We start from the raw sequence: 12,570 nt of genomic DNA on the forward strand, positions 1-12,570 counted from the left end.
CCACCGAGGCACAGGGAAAGGGACCCCACACCGTGAGCTTCGGCCCGCCTCCGTCCGTGTACACCCAGTCCTCCGTGACGGCGGACCGGCAGCGCAGGAGGCGCCGGGCGGCCCTGCTGGCCGCCGTGGCCGCCGTGGTCGCGCTGGCGCTGTCCGCCGGTGCCTGGCTGTGGTGGCCGGGAACGGCACCGGACGACGCCAGGCCGGCGGCGGCACCGGCCCAGCACCGGCTCGACGTCCGCGAGACGGTCGAGCGGCGCCCGGCGAGCCTCCGGGGCGTCATGGCCGTACGGTTCTCCGCCGACGACATGGGCCCCGGCGAGAGGTACGAGATGCCGGGCATGTGGGCCACGGACAAGATCCTCGCCAAGGGCGTCAACAGAACCCTCCTCGGGCTGCGGATCGGCACCGACGCCCAGGCCGGCGACGAGGCGTGGAAGCTGCGGCTGGGCGGGCCGATCTGCGGCAGGACCCGGCACGTCACCGTCGAGAACCGGACCGCCGTCCTGTTCCGGGACGGCGCGGACCAGGAGTCCCTCTGCAACCACGTGGCCTTCGTCGACCTCGACGACGGCAAGCTGGTGTGGCAGGCGAAGTTCCCGGTCTCGGGCAACGGCTTCGGCACCCCCGACGACGCCGGCGGCCAGGAGACGCCGGGCGTGACGCTCACCCGCGCCGCGGTCGTCGTGACCTGGGGCGGCACGGACGCGTACGACATGGACGGGGGCAAGCTGCGCTGGCGGACGAAGCCGGCCGGGAACTGCGACGCCAGCGGCGCGGCCGGCGGCAAGGGCCTCGTCGTCCGCTACTCCTGCTGGCGGGATGACGCCCCGAGCAGCCAGGTGTCGACCTTCCAGGTACGCGGCATCGAGCCGGCAACCGGCGCCACCCGGTGGACGTACGCGCCCGCCACCGGCGTCAAGGACGTCCGGATCGTCTCCTCCGAGCCCGCCGTCCTCGCCACCTCGGCGGGCGACGTCGGCATCACCGAGATCATCTCGCTCGACGAGCGCGGCACGTACCGCGCCACCGTTCCGCTGCAGAGCGGCGCGTACGTGGCGGAGTGCGGCGACGAGACCACCTATCTCGCCGCCGACGAGTGCCCGTCCGTCGTGGTGGGCGCCGGGCAGGTCTTCCTGACCAGCAAGGAACAGGGCGACCTGGTCCACAACGCGAACTGGATCATCGGTTTCGACCTCGCCACGGGCCACTCGGTCAAGAAGTTCGAGTCGGGGCCCAACGCCCTGCTCCGCCCCCTGCGGATGAGCGGCGACCAGCTCCTCGCGCTGCGCGAGAGCAGCGACCACATCTCGCCCACGGCGCTGGTCAGCCTGGACCCGGAGACCGGCGCGGAGACCCCGTACTTCTACTTCGACCTGCCGTCGGAGGGCTGGAACCTGCTCTCCATGACCTACGCCGACACCGTCGTCCAGAACGGCCGGATCTTCTTCGGCGCCAAGGCGGCGGAGAACGCGACCGACGGCAAGGCGTGGGTGTGGCTGGCCCTCGGCATCGAGAGCGCCGGGCGGAAGCAGCCGCAGGGGTGAGGCAGCCGTAGCGGCGCGGCGGCCGCGGAGCGGAGCCCGAGCAGCCACGCGGCCGAGGCGACGCGGCCGCGGAGGACGACAGCGGGACGCACGCGCGCGGGGGCCCGGCAGGTACCCCACGCGCGCGTGGCGCCGCTACTTCTCCGGCGCGGGCTCCAGATCGAACTCGCCGTCCCGCGCGCCCAGCACGAAGGCCCGCCACTCCGCCTCGGTGTACCGCAGCACGGTGCCCGGGTCGAGCGAGGACCGCATGGCCACGGCGCCGCCGGGCAGGTAGGCGATCTCGACGCGCTCCTCGTGCTCCTCGGTGCCCGGCGCGCCGTGCCACTCGACCCCGGAGATGTCCAGGGCGTACAGCTCGTCCCGCTCCCGCTCCTTGCGCGCCTTGATCTCCGCTTCCGTCTCCGCCATGCCGCACCGGTCCCTTCCCCGCGTGCCCGACCACGTACAACGGCTCACCCTAGTGGCCGCACCCCCGCCGCCGGGCCGGTTCCGGTACCGCGGGACGGGTGCCGTCCACGGGCTGGTACCCTGAGTGACGGCCGTTCGTGTACGCGCCCCCGGAGCACCGCTCTGGAGGCCGCGCCCAGCGGATCCCCGCCTTCCGAGTCACGGAAGATCCCCCGAGAAGCAGACCGGGGGCACTCGGTGGCCACTCACAGACATTGAGGAGTACGCGTGTCGCTCGACGCCGCAGTGAAGAAGCAGATCATCTCCGAGTTCGGTACCAAGGAGGGTGACACCGGCTCCCCCGAGGTCCAGGTCGCTCTGCTCTCCCGTCGGATCTCCGACCTGACGGAGCACCTGAAGACCCACAAGCACGACCACCACTCCCGGCGCGGCCTGCTGATCCTGGTCGGTCAGCGCCGCCGCCTGCTGCAGTACCTCGCCAAGAAGGACATCCAGCGCTTCCGTACGCTGGTCGACCGCCTCGGCATCCGCCGCGGTGCGGCGGGCGCCAAGTAACTCGGCGTGCAGGGAGCGGTTCCCACGTGAGGGGGCCGCTCCCTTTGCTGTACGTGCGGACTGTCACCACACCTTTGTAGTGTGGTAGCACAACGCATGTAACGCACGTCGCACGGCACGGAACGACGTGCGACCCAGAACGAGGAGACGCGCACCACGCCGCCGCCGGTCCTCGGTAGTGGCCCCCGGGGGGAAGCGAGCCCCGGGTGCTTCGATCGAAGACCGGCCCGCACAGCACGGCGCGCATCTCCGGAATGTCCCCCTGCCACACGGGCAGCCGAGGGACGAAAGACGACAAGCAAACGGAGAGATCGCTAGTGGAGAACGAGACCCACTACGCCGAGGCCGTCATCGACAACGGCTCTTTCGGTACCCGCACCATCCGCTTCGAGACGGGCCGCCTGGCCAAGCAGGCCGCCGGTTCCGCCGTGGCGTACCTGGACGACGACACCATGGTGCTGTCGGCCACCACCGCCTCCAAGCAGCCCAAGGACCAGCTCGACTTCTTCCCGCTGACGGTGGACGTCGAGGAGCGGATGTACGCCGCCGGCAAGATCCCCGGCAGCTTCTTCCGCCGTGAGGGCCGGCCCTCCGAGGACGCCATCCTCACCTGCCGCCTCATCGACCGCCCGCTGCGCCCGTCCTTCAAGAAGGGCCTGCGCAACGAGATCCAGGTCGTCGCCACGATCATGGCGCTCAACCCCGACCACCTGTACGACGTCGTGGCGATCAACGCCGCTTCCGCGTCCACCCAGCTGGCCGGCCTGCCCTTCTCCGGCCCGATCGGCGGCGTCCGCGTCGCGCTGATCCGCGGCCAGTGGGTCGCCTTCCCGACGCACACCGAGCTCGAGGACGCCGTCTTCGACATGGTCGTCGCGGGCCGCGTCCTGGAGGACGGCGACGTCGCGATCATGATGGTCGAGGCCGAGGCCACCGAGAAGACCATCAAGCTGGTCGAGGGCGGCGCCGAGGCGCCGACCGAGGAGGTCGTCGCCGCGGGCCTGGAGTCCGCCAAGCCGTTCATCAAGGTGCTCTGCAAGGCCCAGTCGGACCTCGCGGCCAAGGCCGCCAAGCCGACCGCCGAGTTCCCGATCTTCCTGGACTACCAGGACGACGTCTTCGAGGCGCTGAGCGCCGCCGTCAAGCCCGAGCTGGCCCAGGCGCTCACCATCGCCGGCAAGCAGGAGCGCGAGTCCGAGCTGGACCGCGTCAAGGCGCTCGCCGCCGAGAAGCTCCTGCCGGAGTTCGAGGGCCGCGAGAAGGAGATCTCCGCCGCGTACCGCTCGCTCACCAAGCAGCTGGTCCGCGAGCGCGTGATCAAGGAGAAGAAGCGGATCGACGGCCGCGGCCTGACGGACATCCGCACCCTGGCCGCCGAGGTCGAGGCCATCCCGCGGGTCCACGGCTCCGCCGTGTTCGAGCGTGGCGAGACCCAGATCCTGGGCGTCACCACCCTGAACATGCTGCGCATGGAGCAGCAGCTGGACACCCTCTCCCCGGTGACCCGCAAGCGCTACATGCACAACTACAACTTCCCGCCCTACTCCACGGGCGAGACCGGCCGCGTCGGCTCCCCGAAGCGCCGCGAGATCGGCCACGGCGCCCTCGCCGAGCGCGCCCTGATCCCGGTCCTGCCGACCCGCGAGGAGTTCCCCTACGCGATCCGCCAGGTCTCCGAGGCGCTCAGCTCGAACGGCTCGACCTCCATGGGTTCCGTCTGTGCCTCCACCATGTCGCTGCTGAACGCCGGTGTGCCGCTGAAGGCCCCGGTCGCCGGTATCGCCATGGGCCTGATCTCCCAGGAGATCGAGGGCGAGACCCACTACGTCACCCTCACCGACATCCTCGGTGCGGAGGACGCCTTCGGCGACATGGACTTCAAGGTCGCCGGCACCAAGGAGTTCGTGACCGCCCTCCAGCTCGACACCAAGCTGGACGGCATCCCGGCCTCCGTCCTGGCCGCCGCCCTCAAGCAGGCCCGCGACGCGCGTCTCCACATCCTCGACGTGATGATGGAGGCCATCGACCGGCCCGACGAGATGTCCCCGAACGCGCCGCGGATCATCACCGTGAAGATCCCGGTCGACAAGATCGGTGAGGTCATCGGCCCCAAGGGCAAGATGATCAACCAGATCCAGGAGGACACGGGCGCCGAGATCACCATCGAGGACGACGGCACCATCTACATCGGTGCCGCCGACGGCCCGTCCGCCGAGGCCGCCCGCGCCACGATCAACGGCATCGCCAACCCGACGATGCCCGAGGTCGGCGAGCGCTACCTGGGCACGGTCGTGAAGACGACCACCTTCGGCGCGTTCGTCTCCCTGCTGCCCGGCAAGGACGGTCTGCTGCACATCTCGCAGATCCGCAAGCTGGCCGGCGGCAAGCGCGTGGAGAACGTCGAGGACGTTCTCGGCGTGGGCCAGAAGGTCCAGGTCGAGATCGCCGAGATCGACTCCCGCGGCAAGCTCTCCCTCGTCCCCGTGATCGAGGGCGAGGAAGGCTCCGAGGCCGAGAAGGACGACGCCGACCAGTGACGTCCCGTAGCTCCAAGGCGACGGCCCGCACCTCTTCGGAGGCGCGGGCCGTCGCCCGTACCCAAACCCTGATCAAGGGCAGCAACGGCATCGGCACCGTCCGCAAGACCGTCCTCCCGGGCGGCTTGCGCATCGTCACCGAGACCCTGCCCTCGGTCCGCTCCGCGACCTTCGGCATCTGGGCGCACGTCGGCTCCCGCGACGAGACCCCCGCGCTGAACGGAGCCACGCACTACCTGGAGCACCTGCTCTTCAAGGGCACGCACCGCAGGTCCGCCCTGGACATCTCCTCCGCCGTCGACGCCGTCGGCGGCGAGATGAACGCGTTCACGGCCAAGGAGTACACGTGCTACTACGCGCGCGTGCTCGACACCGACCTGCCGCTCGCCATCGACGTCGTCTGCGACATGCTCACGGACTCCGTGATCCGCGAGGAGGACGTCGACGTCGAGCGCGGGGCCATCCTCGAAGAGATCGCCATGACCGAGGACGACCCGGGCGACTGCGTGCACGACCTGTTCGCGCACACCATGTTCGGCGACAACCCCCTCGGCCGCCCGGTCCTCGGCACCGTCGACACGGTCAACGCCCTCGGCGCCGACCGCATCCGCCGCTTCTACAAGAAGCACTACGACCCGACGCACCTGGTGGTCGCCTGCGCCGGCAACATCGACCACAACAAGGTCGTACGCCAGGTCCGCGCCGCCTTCGAGAAGGCCGGCGCCCTCAAGGACCCGGACGCCCGCCCGGCCGGCCCGCGCACCGGGCGGCGCACCGTGCGCACCGCCGGCCGCGTCGAACTGCTCGGCCGCAAGACCGAGCAGGCGCACATCGTGCTCGGCATGCCCGGCCTGGCCCGCACGGACGACCGCCGCTGGGCCCTGGGCGTGCTGAACACCGCCCTCGGCGGAGGCATGTCCTCCCGGCTCTTCCAGGAGGTCCGCGAGAAGCGCGGCCTCGCCTACAGCGTGTACTCGTACACCTCGGGGTTCGCCGACTGCGGCCTGTTCGGCGTGTACGCGGGCTGCCGCCCGTCGCAGGTGCACGACGTGCTGAAGATCTGCCGCGACGAGCTGGACCACGTCGCCGAGCACGGCCTGTCCGACGAGGAGATCGACCGCGCCATCGGCCAGCTGCGCGGCTCCACCGTCCTCGGCCTGGAGGACACCGGCGCGCTGATGAACCGTATCGGCAAGAGCGAGCTGTGCTGGGGCGAGCAGATGTCCGTCGACGACATGCTGGCCCGGATAGCCTCGGTCACCCCGGACGACGTCCGCGAGGTCGCCCGCGACATCCTGGGCCGGCGGCCCTCGCTGTCGGTCATCGGCCCGCTGAAGGACAAGCAGGCCGCGCGGCTGCACGACGCCGTGGCCTAGTCACCTCCCGTTAGGAAGCAACAAGATGAGCAAGCTGCGCGTGGCGGTCCTCGGTGCCAAGGGCCGGATCGGATCCGAGGCGGTCCGGGCGGTCGAGGCCGCCGAGGACATGGAGCTGGTCGCCGCCCTCGGCCGGGGCGACACCCTGGAGACGCTGACCACGGCAGGCGCCCAGGTCGCCGTCGAGCTGACCACGCCCGACTCGGTGATGGCCAACCTCGACTTCTGCGTGCGTCACGGCATCCACGCCGTCGTCGGTACGACGGGCTGGACCGAGGACCGTCTCGCGCAGCTGAACGGCTGGCTGGCCGACTCCCCGCGGACGGGCGTCCTGATCGCCCCGAACTTCTCCATCGGAGCGGTTTTGACGATGAAGTTCGCGCAGATCGCCGCGCCGTACTTCGAGTCGGTCGAGGTCGTCGAACTGCATCACCCGAACAAGGTCGACGCCCCCAGCGGCACCGCCACCCGCACCGCCCAGCTCATCGCCGAGGCCCGCCGCGCCGCCGGTACCGCGCCGGCCCCGGACGCCACGGCGACCGCCCTGGACGGCGCGCGCGGCGCGAACGTCGACGGCGTGCCCGTCCACGCGGTCCGCCTGCGCGGGCTCCTGGCCCACCAGGAGGTGCTGCTGGGCGGCGAGGGCGAGACCCTCACCGTCCGGCACGACTCGCTGCACCACAGCAGCTTCATGCCCGGCATCCTGCTGGGCGCCCGCCGTGTGGTGACCACCCCTGGCCTCACCTTCGGCCTGGAACACTTCCTGGACCTGGGCTGACCGGCACCATGCGAGCCAAGCTGTCCTACGCCGTCACGGCCGCCGTCCTGGTGTTCTACTTCCTCCTGGTCGGCAGCCGCGGCGTCCTGCTCATCCAGACCGGCACGCCGCTCACCGTGACCTTCGGCGTCGCGGTGCTGGTCCTGCCGGTCATCGGGGTGTGGTTCCTGTGGAAGAACACGCAGTTCGTCCGCAAGGCCAACGCCCTCGCCGCCGAACTCGACGCCGAGGGCGGACTCCCCGTCGATGAACTGAAGCGCCTGCCCAGCGGCCGGATCGACCGCGACTCGGCCGACGAGGTGTTCGCCCGTCGCCGGGCCGAGACCGAGGCGGCACCGGACGACTGGCGCACCTGGTTCCGCCTCGCCGTCGCCTACCACGACGCCCGCGACACCCCGCGCGCCCGCAAGGCGATGCAGCGCGCCATCGCCCTGCACGACGGCAAGGCCGCCGAGGTCTGAGCCGCACCCAGCGCGCACACGGCGGAGGGGCCGGACCGCACACCGCGGTCCGGCCCCTCCGCCGTGTTCTGCGGGCTCAGCCGCGCCCGTACTCCGCCGCCCACGCCTCCACCGCGTCCGCCGCCCGGTCGAAAGCCTCGACCCGGCCCAGGAAGTCGGCGTTGTGCGTGGTCAGCAGCGGCGGCAGATCGCCGCCCGGCCGGCCGTCGCGGACGAGGGCCAGCGCCTGTCCCTGCACCGTGCGCGGCAGCCCCAGCCAGCGCACCGGCTGCTGCACCGTCCGCACGGCCACCCGGTCCCAGGACATCGTGCGGGTGCGGAAGAAGCCCGCCCGGCGCAGCCCCCGCGTGCTCACCCAGACGCCCATGCGCAGCATCCGCAGGGCGACGGCGATCATCACCAGCGCGATGCCGAAGACCGCCCCGCCCTCGGCGGGGGTGCCGGTCAGCGCGATGACGACCGCCGCGAACAGCACGTACGAGGCGAGCAGCAGCCAGATCGCCGCCACGCCCACCCGCCAGGGACCGGGCCGGTAGGGGCGCCGCCAGCGGTCTCGGTCGTCGAACGGCAGGGCGACGTCCTCCGCCGCGTCGAAGGCTCGGTCGGCCGTCAGAAAGGGCAGGGGCACGTCGGGTCCTCACTCGATCCAGGCGCGGGCTGTGCCCGTGAGGCTATCGATCCGGATGCCGGCCCACCACCCTCGGGGGGCCGTCCGGGTCGGCCGGGCTCAGCGCCCGTCGGACGCCTGGGACTGCTGGGCCGGAGTGGACGCCTGGTCGAGCTCCAGTGCCGGCGTCCCCACCACCAGGGAGCCCACCAGCGCGGCGACGATGGTCAGGCCGAGCAGCGTGCGCCCGGCCAGCTCACCGAGGGACGCCCGCTCAGGGGGCGGGGGAGTGACGTTGCTGCGGAACCTGTCGGCTTCGGCGACGAAGGCGAAGGGCACGGGCTCGCGCCGACGGAACATGGGGGCACTCGCTCCTCTCCGGGGATCGGGTCGATGGTTGTCACCGACACAGACGCGTGAGTACCCGGAGAGGTGCCCGATTACCGGGAAAAACTTCCCGTATGGCACTGAGTAAAGTGGACGCCGCACCCCAGCCGTGACGGAAGGATCCTCTTGACCCCCGCCGACGCCCCCCACTCCGACATCACCCTGCGCAGTGACGTCACGGTCGAGCTGGTGAAGTCCAGCGCGTCCGACTCGGACGTCCTGTTCGCCGCTCGTGTCTCGACCCTCGGCGAGCAGTCCCTCGCCGAGCTCCAGAAGGACCCCGAGCGCTCCAAGGGACTGATCAACTACCTGATGAGGGACCGGCACGGCAGCCCCTTCGAGCACAACTCGATGACCTTCCTGATCAGCGCCCCGATCTTCGTCTTCCGCGAGTTCATGCGGCACCGCGTCGGCTGGTCGTACAACGAGGAATCGGGACGCTACCGCGAGCTGGAGCCGGTCTTCTACGTGCCCGACGCCTCCCGGAAGCTGGTCCAGGAGGGCCGCCCGGGCAAGTACACGTTCGTCGAGGGGACGCCGGCGCAGTACGACACGGTCCACCGGGTGCTCGACGAGTCCTACCAGCAGGCCTACGCCGCCTACCAGAAGCTCCTCGCCGAGGGCGTGGCCCGCGAGGTCGCCCGCTCGGTCCTCCCCGTCGGCCTGTTCTCCTCGATGTACGCCACCTGCAACGCACGCTCGCTGATGCACTTCCTCGGTCTGCGCACCCAGCACGAGCTGGCGAAGGTGCCGTCCTTCCCGCAGCGGGAGATCGAGATGGTCGGCGAGAAGATGGAGGCGGAGTGGGCCCGGCTCATGCCGCTCACCTACGCCGCCTTCAATGCGAACGGACGTGTGGCGCCGTAGCGCACCCGTTCCCCATGGGCGGGCACAGATGTGCGGTCAGCCGCGTGAAGTGTCCGTATTGCGGCATTTGGTGAAGTTCATCTAGCCTGATCAAACGGACCCGGCACTGCTTGAACCCCCGAGCAGGCAGTGCCGGGATCCCCCTTTGTCCTGACGTACCCCTCCCCCCGAGGGCAGACCGCGCCTTGAGCAACGAGTAGCGTGTAACCCATGGCTCCGACCTCCACTCCGCAGACCCCCTTCGGGCGGGTCCTCACCGCCATGGTCACGCCCTTCACGGCGGACGGCGCACTCGACCTCGACGGCGCGCAGCGGCTCGCCTCGCACCTGGTGGACGCAGGCAACGACGGCCTGATCATCAACGGCACCACCGGCGAGTCCCCGACCACCAGCGACGCGGAGAAATCGGACCTCGTACGAGCCGTACTGGAGGCGGTCGGCGACCGCGCCCACATCGTGGCCGGGGTCGGCACCAACGACACCCGCCACAGCATCGAACTGGCCCGCGCCGCCGAGAAGACCGGCGCGCACGGCCTGCTCGTCGTCACGCCCTACTACAACAAGCCCCCGCAGGAAGGCCTCTACCGGCACTTCAAGGCGGTCGCCGACGCCACCGGGCTGCCGGTCATGCTCTACGACATCCCCGGCCGCAGCGGCGTCCCGATCAACACCGAGACGCTGGTCCGCCTCGCCGAGCACCCGCGGATCGTCGCCAACAAGGACGCCAAGGGCGACCTCGGCCGCGCCGGCTGGGCGATCGCCCAGTCCGGCCTCGCCTGGTACTCCGGCGACGACATGCTCAACCTGCCGCTGCTCTCCGTGGGCGCGGTCGGCTTCGTCTCCGTCGTCGGCCACGTGGTCACCCCGGACCTGCGGGCCCTCGTCGAGGCCTTCTTCTCCGGCGACGTCCAGAAGGCCACCGAGATCCACCAGAAGCTGCTCCCGGTCTACACCGGCATGTTCCGCACCCAGGGCGTCATGACCACCAAGGCCGCGCTCGCCCTCCAGGGACTGCCCGGCGGACCGCTGCGCCCGCCCATGGTCGAACTCACCGCCCAGGAGATCGAGCAACTCAAGATCGATCTTGCTGCCGGCGGGGTACAGCTCTGACAACAGACTTCGCGAAGCCGCCGCTTCGCAGCAACGAGCTCCACAACTGAATAACGCAGGCCACCGGTGCCTGCACCCACAACGACAACTGCTTCTGCACGAACGTCACGCGCGCCACGTGCCCCACCGGTACGTGGCGCGTGTGTGTGAGGAGAGTCTTTTGAGCCATCCGCATCCTGAACTCGGCCCGCCCCCGCCGCTGCCCGCGGGCGGCCTGCGCGTCACTCCGCTCGGCGGCCTCGGCGAGATCGGCCGCAACATGACGGTCTTCGAGTACGACGGCCGCCTGCTGATCGTCGACTGCGGAGTGCTCTTCCCCGAGGAGGAGCAGCCCGGAATCGACCTGATCCTGCCGGACTTCTCCTCCATCCGGGACCGCCTCGACGACATCGAGGGCATCGTCCTCACCCACGGCCACGAGGACCACATCGGCGGCGTCCCGTTCCTCCTGCGCGAGAAGCCGGACATCCCGCTGATCGGCTCCAAGCTGACCCTCGCCCTGATCGAGGCCAAGCTCCAGGAGCACCGCATCCGCCCCTACACCCTGGAGGTGGCGGAGGGGGACCGCGAGCGCCTCGGCCCCTTCGACTGCGAGTTCGTCGCGGTCAACCACTCCATCCCGGACGCCCTCGCGGTCGCCATCCGCACCCCCGCGGGCATGGTCGTGCACACCGGCGACTTCAAGATGGACCAGCTGCCGCTGGACAACCGCCTCACCGACCTGCACGCGTTCGCCCGGCTGAGCGAGGAAGGCATCGACCTCCTCCTCTCCGACTCCACGAACGCCGAGGTCCCCGGCTTCGTCCCGCCGGAGCGCGACATCTCGGGCGTCCTGCGCCAGGTCTTCGCGAACGCCCGCAAGCGGATCATCGTCGCCAGCTTCGCCAGCCACGTCCACCGCATCCAGCAGATCCTGGACGCGGCCCACGAGTACGGGCGCCGCGTGGCCTTCGTCGGCCGCTCCATGGTCCGCAACATGGGCATCGCCCGTGACCTCGGCTACCTGCGCGTCCCGCCGGGCCTGGTCGTGGACGTCCGCACGCTCGACGACCTCCCGGACCACGAGGTGGTCCTGGTCTGCACGGGCTCCCAGGGCGAACCGATGGCGGCCCTGTCCCGCATGGCCAACCGGGACCACCAGATCCGCATCGTCCACGGCGACACGGTGATCCTGGCGTCCTCCCTGATCCCGGGCAACGAGAACGCGGTCTACCGCGTGATCAACGGCCTGACCCGCTGGGGCGCCCACGTCGTCCACAAGGGCAACGCCAAGGTGCACGTCTCCGGCCACGCCTCCGCGGGCGAGCTGCTGTACTTCTACAACATCTGCCGCCCGAAGAACCTGATGCCGGTCCACGGCGAATGGCGCCACCTGCGCGCCAACGCCGAACTGGGTGCCCTCACGGGTGTCCCGCACGACCGCATCGTCATCGCCGAGGACGGCGTCGTCGTCGACCTCGTCGAGGGCAAGGCCAAGATCTCCGGCAAGGTCCAGGCGGGATACGTCTACGTCGACGGACTGTCGGTCGGCGACGTCGGCGAGCCGGCGCTGAAGGACCGGAAGATCCTCGGCGAGGAAGGCATCATCTCGGTCTTCGTCGTCGTGGACTCCTCCACCGGAAAGATCACCGGCGGTCCGCACGTCCAGGCCCGTGGCTCCGGCATCGAGGACTCCGCCTTCGACGCGGTCCTGCCGAAGATCACCGAGGTCCTGGAGCGCTCGGCCCAGGACGGCGTGGTCGAGCCCCACCAGCTCCAGCAGCTCATCCGCCGGACGCTGGGCAAGTGGGTCTCGGACACCTACCGCCGCAGGCCGATGATCCTGCCCGTGGTCGTGGAGGTCTGACCTCCGGACGACCTCCCGTCCGCGCCAACTGGGAGCGGGGCACCTCGATTTGCATCGGGGCGCCCCGCTCCAGTACGTTTACGTCCCT

The 12,570-nt window shown here is 70.5% G+C and carries 12 protein-coding genes; 9 read left to right on the forward strand and 3 right to left on the reverse strand.

Going from position 1 to position 12,570, the window contains the following annotated elements:
• The first annotated feature begins 56 nt into the window (after positions 1-56).
• A complete protein-coding gene (locus SGLAU_RS24380) occupies positions 57-1,547 on the forward strand; it encodes a PQQ-binding-like beta-propeller repeat protein (RefSeq protein WP_244315255.1) in 1,491 nt (496 codons plus the stop codon).
• A 135-nt stretch (positions 1,548-1,682) separates the two neighbouring features.
• Here the strand turns inward: SGLAU_RS24380 and SGLAU_RS24385 are convergent, their stop codons facing one another.
• Positions 1,683-1,958: a DUF397 domain-containing protein gene (locus SGLAU_RS24385; RefSeq protein ID WP_043504551.1), complete on the reverse strand. Its 276-nt coding sequence runs from the start codon at positions 1,956-1,958 to the stop codon at positions 1,683-1,685.
• Between the two features lie 267 nt (positions 1,959-2,225).
• Here SGLAU_RS24385 and rpsO point away from each other — a divergent pair, with 267 nt between their 5' ends.
• The 5 genes from rpsO to SGLAU_RS24410 all read left to right on the forward strand — a co-directional run bounded on the left by rpsO (position 2,226) and on the right by SGLAU_RS24410 (position 7,665).
• Complete coding sequence (rpsO, locus tag SGLAU_RS24390) at positions 2,226-2,513, forward strand: 30S ribosomal protein S15 (protein WP_043504552.1); 288 nt, start codon at positions 2,226-2,228, stop codon at positions 2,511-2,513.
• 317 nt (positions 2,514-2,830) lie between these two features.
• A complete protein-coding gene (locus SGLAU_RS24395) occupies positions 2,831-5,050 on the forward strand; it encodes a polyribonucleotide nucleotidyltransferase (RefSeq protein WP_043504553.1) in 2,220 nt (739 codons plus the stop codon).
• Positions 5,047-6,426 (forward strand): M16 family metallopeptidase, encoded by a 1,380-nt coding sequence (locus SGLAU_RS24400; RefSeq protein ID WP_043504557.1) that lies wholly within the window; start codon positions 5,047-5,049, stop codon positions 6,424-6,426. Before SGLAU_RS24395 ends, SGLAU_RS24400 begins: the two co-directional genes overlap by 4 nt.
• Before the next feature lie 25 nt (positions 6,427-6,451).
• The gene (dapB, locus tag SGLAU_RS24405; RefSeq protein ID WP_043504558.1) at positions 6,452-7,204 is read left to right on the forward strand and encodes a 4-hydroxy-tetrahydrodipicolinate reductase; all 753 of its coding nucleotides are present in this window, start codon (positions 6,452-6,454) and stop codon (positions 7,202-7,204) included.
• Positions 7,205-7,212: 8 nt separating this feature from the next.
• Positions 7,213-7,665 (forward strand): hypothetical protein, encoded by a 453-nt coding sequence (locus SGLAU_RS24410; RefSeq protein WP_043504561.1) that lies wholly within the window; start codon positions 7,213-7,215, stop codon positions 7,663-7,665.
• 76 nt (positions 7,666-7,741) lie between these two features.
• Here the strand turns inward: SGLAU_RS24410 and SGLAU_RS24415 are convergent, their stop codons facing one another.
• Together SGLAU_RS24415 and SGLAU_RS24420 are read right to left on the reverse strand one after the other, a co-directional pair.
• Positions 7,742-8,293, reverse strand: coding sequence for a hypothetical protein (locus SGLAU_RS24415; protein WP_043504563.1), 552 nt, complete (start codon positions 8,291-8,293; stop codon positions 7,742-7,744).
• A gap of 99 nt (positions 8,294-8,392) precedes the next feature.
• Positions 8,393-8,632: a hypothetical protein gene (locus SGLAU_RS24420; protein WP_043504564.1), complete on the reverse strand. Its 240-nt coding sequence runs from the start codon at positions 8,630-8,632 to the stop codon at positions 8,393-8,395.
• A gap of 153 nt (positions 8,633-8,785) precedes the next feature.
• Between SGLAU_RS24420 and thyX the strand changes: the two genes are divergently transcribed.
• The 3 genes from thyX to SGLAU_RS24435 all read left to right on the forward strand — a co-directional run bounded on the left by thyX (position 8,786) and on the right by SGLAU_RS24435 (position 12,482).
• The gene (gene thyX, locus SGLAU_RS24425; protein WP_052413871.1) at positions 8,786-9,526 is read left to right on the forward strand and encodes an FAD-dependent thymidylate synthase; all 741 of its coding nucleotides are present in this window, start codon (positions 8,786-8,788) and stop codon (positions 9,524-9,526) included.
• A 210-nt stretch (positions 9,527-9,736) separates the two neighbouring features.
• On the forward strand, positions 9,737-10,636 hold the full coding sequence (dapA, locus tag SGLAU_RS24430) for a 4-hydroxy-tetrahydrodipicolinate synthase (RefSeq protein WP_043504565.1): 900 nt from the start codon (positions 9,737-9,739) through the stop codon (positions 10,634-10,636).
• A 160-nt stretch (positions 10,637-10,796) separates the two neighbouring features.
• On the forward strand, positions 10,797-12,482 hold the full coding sequence (locus SGLAU_RS24435; protein ID WP_043504569.1) for a ribonuclease J: 1,686 nt from the start codon (positions 10,797-10,799) through the stop codon (positions 12,480-12,482).
• The last annotated feature ends 88 nt before the right edge of the window (positions 12,483-12,570 follow it).

This window comes from Streptomyces glaucescens (genome assembly GCF_000761215.1).
GTDB lineage: Bacteria > Actinomycetota > Actinomycetes > Streptomycetales > Streptomycetaceae > Streptomyces > Streptomyces glaucescens_B.